Source organism: Streptomyces sp. NPDC048106, assembly GCF_040706415.1.
Taxonomy (GTDB): domain Bacteria; phylum Actinomycetota; class Actinomycetes; order Streptomycetales; family Streptomycetaceae; genus Streptomyces.
In genome coordinates, this window is record NZ_JBEZND010000001.1 from 140,583 (window position 1) to 156,744 (window position 16,162).

Consider the following 16,162-nt stretch of genomic DNA (forward strand, 5'->3'; position numbering starts at 1 on the left):
GGAGGGGAACATCATCATGGCCGCCACCAGAGGCCGTCTCGCCGTCATCGTGGCGACCGCCGTGCTCACCGCCGGCCTCGTCGGCGGCTGCGACGCCGTGGACAAGGCGATGGACTGCGTGCACACCGCCGACACCATCGCCGACAGCGTGACGGACCTCCAGCAGGCGGTGGAGAACGCGGCGAACGACCCGGGGCAGGCCGACTCCGCGCTCGACGCCATCGAGAAGAACCTGCGGAAGATCGGGGACAGCACCGACGACGCCGACCTCGACAAGGCCGTCGACGACCTGGACAAGGCCGTGGGCGACGTCCGCACGGCGCTGCGCGACGGCGATCGGACACCGGACGTGGGGCCGGTGACGGACGCGGCGGGCGAGCTGACGAAGGTGTGCAGCAAGTAGCCGCCGGTGCCTACGCCGCCCCGCGCTCCTCACGGGCCCGCCGCAGCGCGCCCTTGCTCGCCTTGCGGGTCACCCCGACCCCGCCCCAGAACGCGAGACCCCCGACGACCACCCGCGGGGCACCCGGCTCGGGCAGGCCGTCGTCCCTCGGGTGCTCGAAGGCGCCCATGACACCGACGCCCCGCACCACGACCTCGACGCCCGGCGGCACGATCACCTGCACGCCGCCCATGACCGCCACCACGTTGATCTCCACCTCGTGGTCGGCGAAGTCCGCGTCCCGCAGGTCGATCACGCCACCGCCCATGAAGGTGAGGCAGTCGAAGCGCCTGGGCATGGTCCAGCGGCCCTTGTGCTCGAAGCCCGACAGGATGGCGACGCCACCGGTGGAGGAGCCCTCGCCGCCGACCACGCGGGCGGCCCAACCGCCGTCCCGGACCGGCGCCTTGGCGAAGGAGACCGGCGCGGGGGCCGCAGGCAGGTCCCGGGTGATCGGGGTCAGCTCGCCGTACGTCCGCGCCCGGTACGTCGCCTCCAGCCGTTCCTCGAACTCGCCCATGTCGAGGCCCCTTCGGCGAGGGCGTCGCGCAGCACCTCGGCGACCCGTTCCCGGTCGGCGTCGGAGGCGCGGAGGTCCGGACGTGCGTCGTCGGTCATGGCGGCAGCCTACGAGACCGCCTTTTCCGCGTACATCTTGGCGATGACGGCCTCGATGTCCGGTTCCCGCACCGACAGGTCCACCAGCGGATACTCCGCCGCCAGATGCGCGACCACCGGCGCCGCCGACTGCCCCGCCGGGAACGCCAGCCACTGCCGGGGCCCCTCCACCCGCACCACCCGCGCCGACGGCACCTCGACGGGCGGCAGCTCCCGCTCCAGGTCCACCACCAGGGTCCGTTCGCTCTCCCCGGCCTCGTGCAGCCCCGTGAGCGCGCCGTCGTACACCAGACGGCCGTGGTCGATCACCATCACCCGGGAGCACAACTGCTCGATGTCCTGGAGGTCATGGGTGGTCAGCAGCACCGTGGTGCCGCTCGCGGCGTTCAACTCCCGCAGGAAACCCCGCACCTTGGCCTTGGACACCACGTCGAGGCCGATCGTCGGCTCGTCCAGGTACAGCACCTCCGGGTCGTGCAGCAGCGCCGCCGCGATGTCCCCGCGCATCCGCTGGCCCAGCGAGAGCTGCCGCACCGGGGTGTCCAACAGGGTGCGCAGTTCCAGCAGTTCGACCAGCCGGTCCAGGTTCTCCCGGTAACGGGCGTCCGGGATGCGGTACATGCGGTGGGCCAGCCGGTAGGAGTCGATCAGCGGCAGGTCCCACCACAGCGTGGTGCGCTGCCCGAACACCACCCCGATGCGGTGCGCGAGGCGCGAGCGCTCCCGCGAGGGGTCGATGCCCGCGACCCGCAGCCGGCCGCCGCTCGGCGTCAGGATGCCGGTCAGCATCTTGATCGTGGTCGACTTCCCGGCGCCGTTCGGCCCGATGTAACCGACCATCTCCCCGCGCGCCACGGTGAACGACAGCGAGTCCACCGCCCGCACCTCGTGCCGCTCCCGCTTGAGGAAACCGGTCTTGCGGCGCACCGAGAAGACCTTCTCCACCTTCTCCAGCGCGATGAAGTCGTCCATGAGGTCCTAACTCCCTGTGCTCCGGTACGAACGAAGTCCCGCCCGCCAGGCCAGCCCGGCCAGCGCGCAGCAGCCCGCCGCCACCAGCGGGGTCGCCCAGGCCAGCCCGCCCGGCAGGCCCAGCGGATACGGCCGCCCCAGGACGTACGTGGCGGGCAGCCAGTTGACGAAGGCCAGCGGCAGCACGAAGGTCACCCCGCGCACCAGGTCCTTCGCGAACACCGTCGGCGGATACTGCAACAGCGTCGTGCCGCCGTACGTGAACGCGTTCTGCACCTCGGCGGCGTCCTGCGCCACGAACTGGAAGGCCGCCCCCGCCACGAACACCGCGCAGAAGATCCCGCAGCCGCTGAGCAGCGTGAGCGGCATCAGCAGCAGCCGGTCCGCCGTCCAGTCGACGTCCAGCCGCGTCAGCGCCCACCCCAGCACCATCGAGCCCTGCGCCAGGCGCCCCAGACGCCGCAGCGCGAACCGGTCGGCCGCCACCTGCGCCAGTATCGGCGCGGGCCGCACCAGCAGCGCGTCCAGCGTGCCGTCCCGCAGCCGCCGCCCCAGCCGGTCCATCGAACCGATCACCAGGTCCGCCAGGCCGAAGGAGACCGCCGACAGCCCGTACAGGAACGCCACCTCCGGCAGCGACCAGCCGCCGAGGGCGCGCACCCGCGAGAACATCAGCATGATCGCGACGAAGTCGAAGAAGGTCGCCGCGAAGCTCCCGAACGTGGTCATGACGAACGACGCCCGGTACGCCATCGTCGACCGGATCCACATCCCGGCGATCAGCCCGTACGCCCGCACGCCCTCCGCGAGCCGCCCGCGCTCAGCCACCCTGCACCACCACCCGCCGCGTCGCCGCCGACTGGAGCAGCCGCCCGGCACCGAGCAGCACCACGGCCCACGCCCCCTGGAACAGATAGGTGCGCAGCGGGTCCCCCTGCCCGAGCAGCACGTCCGCCGGCGCCTGGAGGAGCGAGGACCAGGGCAGGGCCCGTACGACGGTGCCCAGCGCGCCCGGGAACACGTTCAGCGGCAGCAGCATCCCCGAGCAGAAGTAGCCGAGCAGCCACGTCATCTGGCTCACCCCGGTGCCGTCCAGCAGCCAGAACGCACTGAGCGCCACCAGGTAGCGCAGGCCGAAGCCGACCAGCATGGCCAGCAGCACGGCGAGCAGGAACGCGGCCCAGGTGCCCGCGTCCGCCGGCAGGTACGCCGGAAAGACCAGCGCGCCGAACACGAACGGCACCACGCCCCGGCCCAGCAACTGGAAGAAGGCCCGGCCCAGGTCCGCGGCCAGCCACCACAGCTGGAGGTCGGCGGGCCGGTACAGATCGACGGCCACGTCCCCCGAGCGGATGCGTTCCATCAGCTCGTCCTCGACGCCCCCGCCGCTGATCGCCAGCGTCGACAGGAACGCCTGGCCCAGCCACACGTAGGTGATGGCCTGCGCCTGGTCGTATCCCCCCAGATGCGGTTTCAGATCCCATAGGGCTTTGTAGGTGTAGACGAGAATCAGCCCGAAGACCGTGTTGGTGAAGACCCCTGCCGCAGTCGCGGCCCTGTACGTCGCGTACCGTCTGAACCCCCCTAACGCGACGGCCGCGTACAACCGTCCCGCGCCCACGTCAGTCGACCTCCTCGGACCACTCGACACCGAAGCGCAGGAGCCTAGTCCGGAGGCCCGGTGGCCGGCCACGCATTTTGTGCCGGAAGCGTGCCGGAATCCGGGAACGGAACGCCAGGTGCGAGAGTCTTCAAACGGGGGACGCAGAAGGCGTACGAGGCGTACGGGAACGTACGACGCGAAACAGGAGTCCGTGCACGAGATGAGCGACGAGCCACAGCCGCAGCAGCCGAACGAAGGCGTGGCACCGGAAAAGCCGCTGCCGGCTGCGAGGCCCGGGACCCCGACGCCGGGATCCCCCACCACTCCTCCGGAGGGAACCGGCCGGGTGAAGGACACCGAGGAGAACGACACCGGGGAGTCGGACGGCGCCGGGAAGCCGGAGGGGGCCGAGGGGCAGGAGAAGCCCGTGAGGCCCGAGACGCGGGCCGGGGGCGCCGGAAAGGCCGGGGAGGCCGAGGACGCCGGTCGCGGCGAACGCGCCGGGCGATCCGCGGACGCGGACCGAGGCGTCGGCGCGGGTCGCGGTGCCGGTGCCGACCGGGACGCGCGCGGGGGCAGGACCGGCCGGGCCGAGGACTCCGAGGGTGCTCGCGAGGGCGGGCGTGCCGGGGGGACCGAGGGTGTCCGGGAGACCGGTACGGCGGGGGCCGACACGGCTCGCCGTTCCGTGCCCGCACCCCAGGACCGTACGGCCTCCGTCGCCCGTGCCCGGCAGGCGGCACGGGACGCCCGTACGGACAAGGCCGCGGCGACGGCCGCCGAGGGCGAGGGCACCGCCGACCGGACCGCCGGCTCCGCCAAGCCACAGGTCCCCGGCGCCCGCGCACCCGAACAGCCCGCCGAGAGCACCCAGGTGCTGCGCCGTGTCACGCCGCCCCGGAAGCCCCAGGACTCCGCGAAGGACGCCGGCAAGCCGGGTCAGGAGACCCCGGCACCCGAGACCACCCAGGTACTCCGCCGCGTCAACGCCCCGCGCAAGGGCGAACCCGGCGACGCCGCCAAGGCGGGTTCCCCCGCGGCCGGGCCGAACGCGACCGGCCCCACCGCCCACACGACCGGCTCCCGGCCGGGCGGCCCCCGCCCCTCCGCTCCCGGCATGGGCGCGGCAGGTGCCGGTGCGGCAGGCGCCGTCGGCGCGGCGAAGGTGTCGGGCGCGGCTGGTGCGGCGGGCGTGGCGGGTGCCGTCGGCGCCGCGGGCCTCGCCGGTGCCGCGAACACCGCCGGCGCCGCCACCCCCGGCCCCCGTACCGGCACCGGCACCGGCCCGAGCGCCGGGCCCGAGACCGCCGTCCTCGCCGCCGCCCCGGAGACGCCCCCCGACACCGGCGGCGGCAAGGGCAAGAAGAAGGCCAAGAAGCCCAAGCGCACCGGATGGCGGCGGCTCCTGCCGACCTGGAAGATGGTGCTCGGCACCTTCATCGTCGCCTTGCTCGCCGTCATCGGGCTGTTCTTCGTGGGCTACTCGCTCGTCAACATCCCGCCGGCCAACGCCCTCGCCACCCAGCAGGGCAACGTGTACCTCTACGCCGACGGCTCCCAGCTCGCCCGCGACGGTGAGATCAACCGCGAGAACGTGACGCTCGCGCAGGTCTCCAAGGCCGCCCAGCACGCCGTACTGGCCGCCGAGGACCGCGACTTCTACACCGAGTCGGCCGTCGACCCCAAGGCGATGATCCGCGCCGCGTGGAACACCTCCACCGGCAAGGGCAAGCAGTCCGGCTCCACGATCACCCAGCAGTACGTGAAGAACTACTACCTGGCCCAGGAACAGACGGTCACCCGCAAGGCCAAGGAGTTCTTCATCTCGATCAAGCTCGACCGGAACAAGTCCAAGGACGAGATCCTGGAGGGCTACCTCAACACCAGCTACTTCGGCCGCAACGCCTACGGCATCCAGGCCGCCGCCCAGGCCTACTACAGCCGCGACGCCCAGGACCTCGACCCGGCCCGCGCCGCCTACCTCGCCGCGCTCGTCAACGCGCCGAGCGAGTACGACGTCGTGGCCCACCCGGAGAACAAGGACGCGGCCGTGGCCCGCTGGAACTACGTCCTGGACGGCATGGTCAAGAAGGGCTGGCTCAGCCAGTCCGAGCGCGCCGGGATGAAGTTCCCGATGCCGAAGGAGCAGACGAGCTCCACCGGCATGTCCGGCCAGCGCGGCTACCTCGTCGAGGCGGTCAAGCACTACCTGACCACCAACGACATCATCGGCGCCGACCAGCTCGCGGCCGGCGGCTACCGCATCACGACCACCATCCAGAAGGACAAGCAGGACGCCTTCGTCAAGGCGGTCGACGACCAGCTCGTCTCCAAGCTGGACAAGAAGAACAACAAGGCCGACAGCTACGTCCGGGCCGGCGGTGCCTCCGTCGACCCGAAGACCGGCAGGGTCGTCGCGATGTACGGCGGCATCGACTACGTGAAGCAGTACACCAACGGCGCGACCCGCGGTGACTTCCAGGTCGGCTCCACCTTCAAGCCGTTCGTCTTCACCTCCGCGGTGGAGAACGGCTCCACCACCGAGGACGGCCGCCGGATCACCCCGAACACCCAGTACGACGGCACCAACGAGCGCCCCGTGCAGGGCTGGAGCGGCGGCACGTACGCCCCGCAGAACGAGGACCAGAAGTCGTACGGCCAGATCACCGTCACCAAGGCCACCGACCTGTCGGTGAACGCGGTGTACGCGCAGATGGCGGTCGACGTCGGCCCGAGCAAGGTCAAGAAGACCGCGATCGACCTCGGCCTCCCCGCGGACACCCCCGACCTCCAGCCGTACCCGTCCATCGCGCTCGGCACCGCCACCGCCAGCGTCCTGGACATGGCGGAGGGATACGCCACGCTCGCCAACCACGGCAAGCACGGCACGTACACCCTGGTCCAGAAGATCACCCGGAACGGCACCGACGAGGTCAAGCTGCCCGACGCGTCGGTCAAGCAGGTCGTCAGCCGCAGCGCCGCCGACACCACCACCTCCATGCTGAAGAGCGTGGTCCAGGGCGGCACCGCCACCGCCGCGCAGGCCGCGGGCCGTCCGGCGGCCGGCAAGACCGGTACCGCGGAGAACGACACCGCCGCCTGGTTCGCCGGCTACACCCCGGACCTCGCCACGGTGGTCTCCGTGATGGGCCAGGACCCGGTGACGGCCAAGCACATGCCGCTGTACGGCGCGCTCGGCCAGGCCCGTATGAACGGTGGCGGCGCCCCCACCCAGATCTGGGCCCAGTACACCCACGACGCGCTGCGCAACGCCCCGGTGGCCTCCTTCGACCTCCAGCTCCAGCCGGGGGCCGACGAGCCGCAGCCGCCCGCGCCCGGCGTGCCGAGCGAGTCCGCGAGCACCGACGGCCAGGACACCGGCGGCGCCACCCAGCCCGGCGGCACCCCGAGCGGCACCCCGACCGACGGCGGCACCACCGGCACCCCGGCCGACGGCGGCATGACGGCCGGCGGCACGACCGGCGGCGACACCACCACGGGCGGCACGACCGGCGCCGACCCGGCCACCGTCGGCGGCGCGACCGGCGGCGACACCACGACGAGCGGCGGCGCCGCGGGCGGCTCCCCGGGCGGCGGTGGTGGCACGGCCACGGGCGGCGGCGCGGGCGGTGGCACCGGCACCGGCACCGTCGCGGGCAGCGGGCCGGGCGGTGGCCCCGGCCTCTGAGCCGCGCTCAGCCGCTGGTCGCCTTCAGCCCCACCACGGCGACCAGCAGCAGGCACACGAAGAAGACCCGGGCGGCGGTGACCGGCTCACCGAGCACCACCATGCCGAGCACCGCCGCCCCGGCCGCCCCGATACCGACCCACACCCCGTAGGCGGTGCCGATCGGCAGGGACCTGGCGGCGTACGACAGCAGCACCATGCTGGCGACGATCCCGGCACCGGTGAGCACACTGGGCACCGGCCGGGTGAAACCCTCGCTGTACTTCATGCCGATCGACCAGCCCACTTCCAGCAGACCGGCCACGACAAGCAGAACCCAGGCCACGACGGCACCTCCGAGACGAACGGCGTCTGACTTCCGGTGCGTCGTCTTTGCCTGCATCCCGGTACGGCGCGTCTCGTCGGGCTCGTCCTCGAAGGTAGCAAAGGCACGACGAAAGGGCTGGTGACCACTGTCACCAGCCCTTTCGTCGTCATTGCCGACCGCTATGGCCTCACGACCGCTATGGCCTCACGACCGCCACGGCCTCACGACCGCCACGGCCTCACGACCGCCACGGCCTCACGACCGCCACGGCCTCACGACCGCCACGGCCTCACGACCGTCACGGCCTCACAGATACAGCCCGGTCGAGTCCTCCGAGCCCTCGAAGCGGTCCGCGGCCACGGCATGCAGGTCGCGCTCGCGCATGAGGACGTAGGCCACGCCCCGCACCTCGACCTCGGCCCGGTCCTCCGGGTCGAACAGCACGCGGTCGCCGGGCTCCACGGTCCGTACGTTCTGGCCGACCGCGACGACTTCGGCCCAGGCCAGCCGGCGTCCGACCGCGGCGGTGGCGGGGATCAGGATGCCGCCCCCCGACCGCCGCTCGCCCTCACCGGTCTCCTGCTTGACCAGCACCCGGTCGTGCAGCATCCGGATGGGCAGCTTGTCGTGCTGCGGGGTGCTCTGCTCGTGTCTGTTGGCGCTCACGTCTCGAACCTACCTGCCTTCACCGCGCCCGTGGTCCCCCGGGTGGCCGTCGGGTCAGCGCCGGCCGCGCCGACCGCTCCGCCCGCCGCGGCGGGACAGGGCGACGAGACCCACGACCCCGGCCACGACGAGCGCCGCCGGCACGACCCGCTCCACGTGCAGCCGGCCGTCCTCGTCCGTGAACTGCGCCCTGACATCACTCACCATCCGGTTGACCTGCACGTACGCACGTCCCACGGTGTGGTCGATGTTGGCCACGGCCTTGGCCTTCACATCCCCGACGATCGTCTTCGGATGCACCCGCACCCCGATCTCGTCGAGCGTCTCGGCCAGCACTTCGCGGCGGCGCCTGATGTCCGCCTCGATCTGCGCCGGGGTTCTGGTGTCCGCCGTGTCCGCCACCGTACGGCCTCCGAAGTCTGCCGAAATCCTGCTGTCCTGTTCCCGGACAGTCTGTCAGCTCCCGCCCGCGCCGCACCGCAAGGGCCCCCGGTTACGCTGGTCCGATGAGCGAGCGACTCCAGCCGGGGGACGTGGCCCCCGCCTTCACCCTCCCGGACGCCGACGGTAACGAGGTCTCCCTCGCGGACCACAAGGGCCGCAAGGTCATCGTCTACTTCTACCCCGCGGCCCTCACCCCCGGCTGCACCAAGCAGGCCTGCGACTTCACCGACAACCTCGACCTGCTGGCCGGCGCCGGCTACGACGTCATCGGCATCTCCCCGGATACCCCGGAAAAGCTTGCCAAATTCCGCGAGAAGGAGTCCCTCAAGGTCACCCTCCTCGCCGACCCGGACAAAAAGGTCACCGAGGCCTACGCCGCCTACGGCGAGAAGAAGAACTACGGCAAGACCTACATGGGCGTCATCCGCTCCACGATCGTCGTCGACGAGGACGGCAAGGTCTCCCACGCCCTCTACAACGTCCGCGCCACCGGCCACGTAGCCAAGATCATCAAGGATCTGGGCATCTGAGCCCCTCTGTCACCGCTGGCGGCCCGCACCGGAACGACATGGTGCGGGCCGCCTTCACGTTCCGTGCGTGACTGTCCGGCAACCGGTTCGTTGACCAGTGCGGGCTACGAACGCACGCCCGGACCGGAGGGGGTTCGATGGGGGCCAGCGCATACGACAAGGACCGCCTGGAAGAGGCGGCTCGCGGGGCACGGACGCTGTCGGAGGCCCTGGAGAGGCTGGGGGTGGATCCGAAGAGTTCGACGCGGGGCTACATCGCGCGGCGCATGAAGAAGCTCGGGGTGGATACGTCGCACTTCGAACGGGAGGGGGCGAAATGGACGCGTGCCATTCTCGAGCCGGTGGTGGCGGCATCCGTCAGCGTCAACGAGGTGGTGCGTCGACTCGGACTCGACTCCGTGGGCGGTCACCAGACCAACATCGCCCGGCGGATCAAGGCGTACGGACTCGACACCTCGCATTTCACGTCCGTGATCCGAACTGAGCGGATGAGATACAACCAGCGCCGCCGAACCGCCGAAGAGATCCTGGTCGAGAGTACGTCGGCGCAGGCCGCGCGTATCCCGGGACAGCGGCTCAAGAGGGCGATGAACGAGTTGGGTGTGGAGGAACGCTGCGCGCGGTGCGGCACGGAGCCGGTGTGGCGGGGCCGTCCGCTCCCGCTGGAGGTCGACCACATCGATGGCAACTGGCGTGACAACCGCATCGAGAACCTCCGCTTCCTCTGCCCCAACTGCCATTCGGTCACCGACTCTTACCGGGGGCGGGGCAAGAAGCGTCATGCGTGGTCCGGTGGAGCATGAGCGGCGGAGTACGGCGCACGCGCGAGCGGTTCGCCGACGCCGGCCGCCCCGGGCCCGACGAGGTGCGTACCGCCGTCCTTGAGTCGTTCTCCATAGCGGAGACGCTGCGTCGTCTTCGGCGCCCCGATACCGGAACGCAGCGCGCGCTGCTGCGTGGGTGGGTCGCGGAAGCGGGTGTCTCGACCGCGCGCTTCCTGGGGCGGGCACACCAGCGTGGCAAGACCGGCACAGCCCGTGCGAAGCGCCCCGAGGACATCCTGGTCAAGCACGACGGCGTGCGTCGGACACGAACACGTCTGCTACGCCGTGCGCTCCGCGAGGTGGGCGTACCGGAGCGATGTGCCGAGTGCGGCATCGGTACCGAGTGGCTCGGGCAGCCCATGACGCTGGAGGTCGACCACATCGACGGGGACTGGGGCGACGACCGGCGGGAGAACCTGCGCCTGCTGTGCCCCAACTGCCACGCAACGACGAGCACCTGGTGCCGAGGTGGTCGGCGAAGGCATACTCTCCCCCAGTAAAGTAAGGGCACGGTTTGCGCTCGTACTCCAACGGCAGAGAGACAGGCCTTAGAAGTCTGGTGTTGTCGGTTCGAATCCGACCGGGCGCACAAGCGGAAGCGGCCCCGCACCTTCGTTTCAAAGGTGCGGGGCCGCTGTGCTAGCTCAGCCCAGCAGTTCCCGTACCGCCGGTACCAGTGCCCGGAAGGCCTTGCCCCGGTGGCTGATGGCGTTCTTCTCCTCGGCGGTCATCTCGGCGCAGGTGCGGCTGTCGCCGTCCGGCTGGAGGATCGGGTCGTAGCCGAAGCCGTTCGGGCCGGCCGGGGCATGGCGCAGGGTGCCGCGCAGTTGGCCCTCGACCACGCGTTCCGTGCCGTCCGGCAGGGCCAGGGCGGCGGCGCAGGCGAAGTGGGCGGCGCGGTGCTCCTCGGCGATGTCGGAGAGCTGGGCGAGGAGCAGGTCCAGGTTGGCCTGGTCGTCGCCGTGGCGGCCGGCCCAGCGGGCGGAGAAGATGCCCGGCGCGCCGTTCATCACGTCCACGCACAGGCCGGAGTCGTCGGCGACCGCGGGCAGCCCGGTGGCCTGCGCCAGGGCGTGCGCCTTGAGCAGGGCGTTCTCGGCGAAGGTGACGCCGGTCTCCTTGACGTCGGGGATCTCGGGGTAGGCGTCGGCGCCGACCAGTTCGTGGGGGAGTCCGGCGTCGGCCAGGATGGCCCTCAGCTCGGTGATCTTTCCGGCGTTGCGGGTGGCGAGGATCAAGCGGGTCATGCCGCCCAGTATTCCTCGCCCCCGGTTCACAGCTCCGCCTGCCCCGCACCCTTCAGCGTCCGCAGGTCGAACGCCCCGGCCATCGTGGCGAAGCCCAGGTCGCTGGGGTGCAGATGGTCCCCGGAGTCGTAGTCGGGGCGCAGCCGGCGGGGGTCGTACGGGTCGCGCAGCGCCTTGTCGAAGTCGGCCACCGCGTCGTACACCCCGCCCGCGCGGATCCGCGCGTTGACCCGCTGCCGCACCGCCTCCCGGGCGGGTGTCCAGCCCCGGTGCCCCCGGAACGGCATCAGGGTCGCCCCGACGACCCGCAGCCCGCGCGCGTGGGCCTCGCGGACCAGGGTGCGCAGGCCGGTGAGGAGGCGGTCGGGGTCGGCGGTGACCTCGGGGTTGCGCAGGATGTCGTTGATGCCGAGGTCGACGACGACCACCTTGACGTCGGTGCGCGCGAGCGCGTCGCGCCCGAAGCGGCCGAGGCCGCTCTGGTTCTCCGCGGGGCGGCCGAGCCCGTCGGCGAGGACCTGGTTGCCGCTGATGCCCTCGTTGACGACGCCGTAGCGGGGCAGTCGCTGCCCGTTCGCCAGCGCGGAGCGCAGCCGGTCGCCGAGGACGTCGGGCCAGCGGCGGTTGGCGTTGACGGTGGAGGTGATGCCGTCGGTGAGGGAGTCGCCGAAGACGACGACCGTGCCGTCGGCCTCGTTGCTCAGCACGTCCAGCGCGGTCAGATAGCGCCAGTACGGCGTCCGCTGGGTGTAGGGGGCACCGGTGGTGTCCTCGGTGCGGTCCCCGGTGGCGACGTAGGAGATCTGCTGGGCGTGCGGGTGGTAGGTGACCGGCCCGGACGGGGTGGGGGAGTAGGTGGTGACGAGGACGTCGGCGTCGTGCGGCACCAGGAGCCGCACCGCGTCGCTCACGGCCTGGTCGCCGGCGGGTATGACGACGCGGGTGGCGCCGCCGAAGGTGAGGCGCCGCATCGTCTCCGCGTCGGCCGCGGCGCCGGCGTCCCCGGCGGACAGCGCGATCGTGGCGTGGGTGATGTCCAGCGGTGTCTGGCCGTAGAGGTTGGACAGCGTGATCCGGGCACTCGTACCCCCGGCGTCCGCGTGGACGACGTTGCGCACGGAGTGGCCCGCGAGGCCGGCCGTCTCGGTGCCCGGTTCGCCGCCGGCGGGGGCGCTCGCCCAGGAGCCGACCCAGGTGCCGGTGGAGACGGGCGCGGCGGAGGAGTCGCGGTGCGGGCGGCCGTCGGCGACGGCGCCGCCCGTGGCGCGGTCGCCGGCCGCGGCGGTGACGTAGATCCCGGCGCACACGACGACCACGAGGGCGAGGAGTGCGCCGAGCAGGGCGAGGTACTTCGCGCGGTGCTGTGCGCGGGGCACCTCAGGGGCCCCGTGATGCCGGCTGGTCACGCTTGTGCCGTTCTCCTCGGGCGAGGGAGCCCCGGGCTCCGGTCTTGATGAGTTCATGATGCTTCATGGGCCGGGGCGAACGGGTGGGGCCCCGTCCGAACCCCCGCCGGAACAGACGCCGGGAACTCCTGTTCCGTTCCGGGAGTCGGTCAGGAGGGGACAATTGTGCGCGGGATCACCGAACGGGTGGAGCTGATGGAACCTATCGAGACGGGAACGGCCGGACCGGCCGCGTCGTACCGGACGATGACGGCCTTCACCCCGGCCGACGAGGAGCGCCGGCGCGGGGTGCGGCGCATGAAACTCACCGCGACGGGCCTGCTGCTGTTCGTGGCCGTGGTCTACGTCCTGGCCAAGCTGGCCGGCAACGCGGGCGCGGGCGCCTGGGCGGACTACGTCTCCGCGGCGGCGGAGGCGGGCATGGTGGGCGCGCTGGCGGACTGGTTCGCGGTCACCGCGCTCTTCCGGCACCCCCTCGGCCTGCCGATCCCGCACACCGCGATCATCCCCACCAAGAAGGACCAGCTCGGCGTCTCGCTGGGCGAGTTCGTGGGGGAGAACTTCCTCTCCCAGGACGTCGTACGGCAACGGCTGCGCGCCGTCGGCGTCGGTGCCCGGCTGGGTGCCTGGCTGGCCGAGCCGGAGCACGCGGACCGGGTGACGGCGGAGCTGGCGACCGCGCTGCGCGGCGCGCTGACGGTGCTGCGGGACTCCGACGTCCAGGCGGTGGTCGGGGAGGCGATCACCCGGCGGGCCGGCGCCCGGGAGATCGCGCCCGGCCTCGGCAAGATGCTGGAGAAGGTCGTCGCCGACGGCGGTCACAAGCGGGCCGTGGACCTGGTGGTCACCCGCGCCCACGACTGGCTGGTGCTGCACGGCGACAGCGTGATGGGCGCCGTGCAGGGCGGGGCGCCCGGCTGGACCCCGCGGTTCGTGGACCGCAAGGTCGGCGAGCGCGTCTACAAGGAGCTGCTGCGTTTCTGCGCGGAGATGCGGGACATGCCGTCCCACCCGGCGCGCGGCGCCCTCGACCGCTTCCTCAACGACTTCGCCTCCGACCTCCAGTCGGACACCGAGACCCGGGCGCGGGTGGAGCGGCTCAAGGGCGAGGTGCTGGGCCGTGGCGAGGTGCAGGAGCTGATCGCGTCCGCCTGGACGGCCGTACGGTCGATGATGGTCGCGGCGGCGGAGGACGAGCGCAGCGAGCTGCGGACGCGGCTGCGTTCGGCGCTGCTGTCGCTGGGCACGCGGATGGCGAGCGAGCCGAAGATGCAGGAGAAGGTGGACAACTGGCTGGAGGGCGCGGCGGTGCACGTCGTGACCACCTACCGGGCGGAGATCACCTCTTTGATCACGGACACGGTGGCGGGCTGGGACGCCGAGCACACCACCCGGAAGATCGAGGCGCACATCGGCCGCGACCTGCAGTTCATCCGGATCAATGGCACGGTGGTGGGATCACTGGCGGGACTGCTGATCTTCACGGTGTCGCGGGCGGTGGGCGGCTGACGGCCGGTCACCCGGCGCCTGTATCGGCGAGAGCGGGGCACCCGTCGTCATGCCGTCCTCCACGCAAGGGGGGCGTCCTTCGACGAGGAGGGAGCCGATGACAGCAGCCGAGAAGGCGTCGCCGGAAACCGGCAGGACCATCACCACCGACATCCCCGCCCGCCTCGACCGCCTCCCGTGGTCCCACTGGCACTGGACGATCGTGATCGGCCTGGGCACCGTGTGGATCCTCGACGGTCTGGAGGTCACGGTCGTCGGCAACATCGCCAGCCGACTGGCCGAACCGGGCAGCGGTCTGTCGATCACGTCCGGTCAGATCACGGGCGTGGCGGCCGCGCTGTACGTGGCGGGTGCCTGTGTGGGCGCCCTGTTCTGGGGCCGGCTGACCGACCGTTACGGCCGCAAGAAGCTGTTCATGATCACCCTCGCGGTGTATCTGGTGGCGACGGCCCTGACGGCGGTGTCCTGGGAGGCCTGGTGGTTCTTCCTCTTCCGCTTCCTGACCGGCTTCGGCATCGGCGGCGAGTACGCGGCGATCAACTCCGCGATCGACGAGCTGATCCCGGCGCACTACCGCGGCCGGGTCGACCTGATCATCAACGGCAGTTTCTGGCTGGGCGCGGTCGGCGGCTCGCTGCTGTCCATCGTGGCCCTGAACACCGGCCTGCTGCCGATGAACGTCGGCTGGCGGCTGACCTTCGCGCTCGGCGCCGTACTCGCGCTCGTCATCCTGCTCGTGCGGCGGCACGTCCCGGAGAGCCCGAGGTGGCTGCTGATCCACGGCCGGGAGGAGGAGGCGGAGGAGATCGTCTCCGGCATCGAACGGCAGGTGGAGGCCGAGAAGGGCACCCGGCTGCCGGCGACGGACGTCCGCCTCGCCATCCGCCGGCGCGGCAGCATCACCTTCCGGGAGATCGCCCGCACGGTCTTCGGCCGCTACCGCAGGCGTGCGGTGCTCGGCTTCTCCCTCTTCATCGGCCAGGCGTTCCTGTACAACGCGATCACCTTCGGCTTCGGCGCGATCCTGACGAGGTTCTTCGCGGTGCCGACCGACCGTACGGGCTACTACTTCGCGGTCATCGCCGTCGGAAACTTCTGCGGCCCGCTGCTGCTCGGCAAGCTCTTCGACACGGTCGGGCGCCGGGTGATGATCTCCTCGACGTATCTGATCTCGGGCCTGCTGCTGTTCGGCACGGCGTGGCTGTTCGACCGGGGCGCGCTGAGCGCGACGACGCTGACGGCCTGCTGGTGCGCGGTCCTCTTCTTCGCCTCGGCGGGCGCGTCCAGCGCGTATCTGACGGTGTCGGAGATCTTCCCGATGGAGACGCGCGCGATGTCCATCGCGTTCTTCTACGCCCTCGGCACCGCCGCCGGCGGCATCAGCGGCCCCCTGCTCTTCGCCGACCTCACCGGCACGGGCCGGGTCGGCGACACGGTCCTGGCCTTCTCCATCGGGGCGGCGCTGATGTGCGCGGCGGGGCTGGTGGCGGCGGCACTGGCCGTACGGGCGGAACGCCGCTCCCTGGAGGACATCGCGAGGCCCCTGACGGCGGTGGACGAGGGGGAGGCGTCGGGGGAGGGGACGGGGGAGGGGACGCGGACCCCGGGCCGGGGCGGGCCCGGCACTCCGGGAACGCCACCCGGCACTCCGGGGACGCCCCCCGGCACCCAGGGCCCGTCGGCACCGCCGTCGCCACCGGCGGCGAGCAGGCCGTAGGACTTCGGCGGGGAGGGGCGGGCGGGGCGGGGCGGGGCCGTGCGGTGCCGGGCCGGGCGGTGCCGGGCCGTGCCTGGCCGGGGTGGGGCCTGGTGGGGCCGGGCCGTGCCCGGCCGGGGTGGGGCCTGGTGGGGCCGGGCCGTGCCTGGCGGGCCCTCGGCCTGCTCGGCTCTTCTCGCCTTGGCGCGG

At 72.0% G+C, this 16,162-nt stretch carries 15 protein-coding genes, 1 tRNA gene, 1 pseudogene and 1 riboswitch; of the genes and pseudogenes, 8 read left to right on the forward strand and 9 right to left on the reverse strand.

What is annotated here, in order from left to right:
• Positions 1 to 16: 16 nt before the first annotated feature.
• The gene (locus AB0927_RS00605) at positions 17 to 403 is read left to right on the forward strand and encodes a hypothetical protein (protein WP_366665257.1); all 387 of its coding nucleotides are present in this window, start codon (positions 17 to 19) and stop codon (positions 401 to 403) included.
• Positions 404 to 425: 22 nt separating this feature from the next.
• On the opposite strand, the pseudogene AB0927_RS00610 reads toward AB0927_RS00605, so the two are convergent.
• The 4 genes and pseudogenes from AB0927_RS00610 to AB0927_RS00625 form a co-directional block, all read right to left on the reverse strand.
• Positions 426 to 1,060, reverse strand: a pseudogene (locus tag AB0927_RS00610) (DUF1707 domain-containing protein); the annotation flags it as partial.
• A 9-nt stretch (positions 1,061 to 1,069) separates the two neighbouring features.
• Positions 1,070 to 2,032 (reverse strand): ATP-binding cassette domain-containing protein, encoded by a 963-nt coding sequence (locus AB0927_RS00615; protein WP_366665258.1) that lies wholly within the window; start codon positions 2,030 to 2,032, stop codon positions 1,070 to 1,072.
• Positions 2,033 to 2,038: 6 nt separating this feature from the next.
• Positions 2,039 to 2,803, reverse strand: a complete 765-nt coding sequence (locus tag AB0927_RS00620) for an ABC transporter permease (RefSeq protein ID WP_366665521.1) — start codon at positions 2,801 to 2,803, stop codon at positions 2,039 to 2,041.
• Between the two features lie 49 nt (positions 2,804 to 2,852).
• Entirely contained in the window at positions 2,853 to 3,653 is an 801-nt protein-coding gene (locus tag AB0927_RS00625; RefSeq protein WP_366665259.1) for an ABC-2 family transporter protein, read from the reverse strand.
• An 856-nt stretch (positions 3,654 to 4,509) separates the two neighbouring features.
• Between AB0927_RS00625 and AB0927_RS00630 the strand changes: the two genes are divergently transcribed.
• On the forward strand, positions 4,510 to 7,323 hold the full coding sequence (locus AB0927_RS00630; protein WP_366665522.1) for a transglycosylase domain-containing protein: 2,814 nt from the start codon (positions 4,510 to 4,512) through the stop codon (positions 7,321 to 7,323).
• A 7-nt stretch (positions 7,324 to 7,330) separates the two neighbouring features.
• Here AB0927_RS00630 and AB0927_RS00635 read toward each other — a convergent pair whose 3' ends face one another.
• The 3 genes from AB0927_RS00635 to AB0927_RS00645 form a co-directional block, all read right to left on the reverse strand.
• On the reverse strand, positions 7,331 to 7,648 hold the full coding sequence (locus AB0927_RS00635; protein ID WP_366665260.1) for a multidrug efflux SMR transporter: 318 nt from the start codon (positions 7,646 to 7,648) through the stop codon (positions 7,331 to 7,333).
• A gap of 35 nt (positions 7,649 to 7,683) precedes the next feature.
• Positions 7,684 to 7,758: riboswitch (guanidine-III (ykkC-III) riboswitch) on the reverse strand.
• Positions 7,759 to 7,936: 178 nt separating this feature from the next.
• Positions 7,937 to 8,296, reverse strand: a complete 360-nt coding sequence (locus AB0927_RS00640; RefSeq protein ID WP_366665261.1) for a co-chaperone GroES — start codon at positions 8,294 to 8,296, stop codon at positions 7,937 to 7,939.
• 54 nt (positions 8,297 to 8,350) lie between these two features.
• Positions 8,351 to 8,698, reverse strand: a complete 348-nt coding sequence (locus tag AB0927_RS00645) for a DUF3618 domain-containing protein (protein WP_366665262.1) — start codon at positions 8,696 to 8,698, stop codon at positions 8,351 to 8,353.
• Between the two features lie 104 nt (positions 8,699 to 8,802).
• On the opposite strand from AB0927_RS00645, the gene bcp reads away from it, so the two are divergent.
• The 4 genes from bcp (at position 8,803) to AB0927_RS00665 (ending at position 10,683) form a co-directional block, all read left to right on the forward strand.
• Complete coding sequence (gene bcp / locus AB0927_RS00650) at positions 8,803 to 9,270, forward strand: thioredoxin-dependent thiol peroxidase (RefSeq protein WP_366665263.1); 468 nt, start codon at positions 8,803 to 8,805, stop codon at positions 9,268 to 9,270.
• Positions 9,271 to 9,407: 137 nt separating this feature from the next.
• Positions 9,408 to 10,073 (forward strand): HNH endonuclease signature motif containing protein, encoded by a 666-nt coding sequence (locus AB0927_RS00655; RefSeq protein ID WP_366665264.1) that lies wholly within the window; start codon positions 9,408 to 9,410, stop codon positions 10,071 to 10,073.
• Positions 10,070 to 10,594 carry an HNH endonuclease signature motif containing protein gene (locus AB0927_RS00660; RefSeq protein ID WP_366665265.1) on the forward strand — a complete coding sequence of 175 codons (525 nt, stop codon included), beginning with the start codon at positions 10,070 to 10,072 and terminating at the stop codon, positions 10,592 to 10,594. Before AB0927_RS00655 ends, AB0927_RS00660 begins: the two co-directional genes overlap by 4 nt.
• A gap of 16 nt (positions 10,595 to 10,610) precedes the next feature.
• A tRNA-Leu gene (locus AB0927_RS00665) sits at positions 10,611 to 10,683 on the forward strand.
• A gap of 55 nt (positions 10,684 to 10,738) precedes the next feature.
• On the opposite strand, the gene rdgB is transcribed toward AB0927_RS00665, so the two are convergent.
• On the reverse strand, positions 10,739 to 11,341 hold the full coding sequence (gene rdgB / locus AB0927_RS00670; protein ID WP_366665266.1) for an RdgB/HAM1 family non-canonical purine NTP pyrophosphatase: 603 nt from the start codon (positions 11,339 to 11,341) through the stop codon (positions 10,739 to 10,741).
• A 26-nt stretch (positions 11,342 to 11,367) separates the two neighbouring features.
• Entirely contained in the window at positions 11,368 to 12,717 is a 1,350-nt protein-coding gene (locus tag AB0927_RS00675) for an SGNH/GDSL hydrolase family protein (RefSeq protein WP_366665523.1), read from the reverse strand.
• A 225-nt stretch (positions 12,718 to 12,942) separates the two neighbouring features.
• Between AB0927_RS00675 and AB0927_RS00680 the strand changes: the two genes are divergently transcribed.
• Both AB0927_RS00680 and AB0927_RS00685 read left to right on the forward strand, forming a co-directional pair.
• The gene (locus tag AB0927_RS00680) at positions 12,943 to 14,256 is read left to right on the forward strand and encodes a DUF445 domain-containing protein (protein WP_366665267.1); all 1,314 of its coding nucleotides are present in this window, start codon (positions 12,943 to 12,945) and stop codon (positions 14,254 to 14,256) included.
• Between the two features lie 97 nt (positions 14,257 to 14,353).
• A complete protein-coding gene (locus AB0927_RS00685) occupies positions 14,354 to 15,973 on the forward strand; it encodes an MFS transporter (protein ID WP_366665268.1) in 1,620 nt (539 codons plus the stop codon).
• Positions 15,974 to 16,162 lie beyond the last annotated feature (189 nt).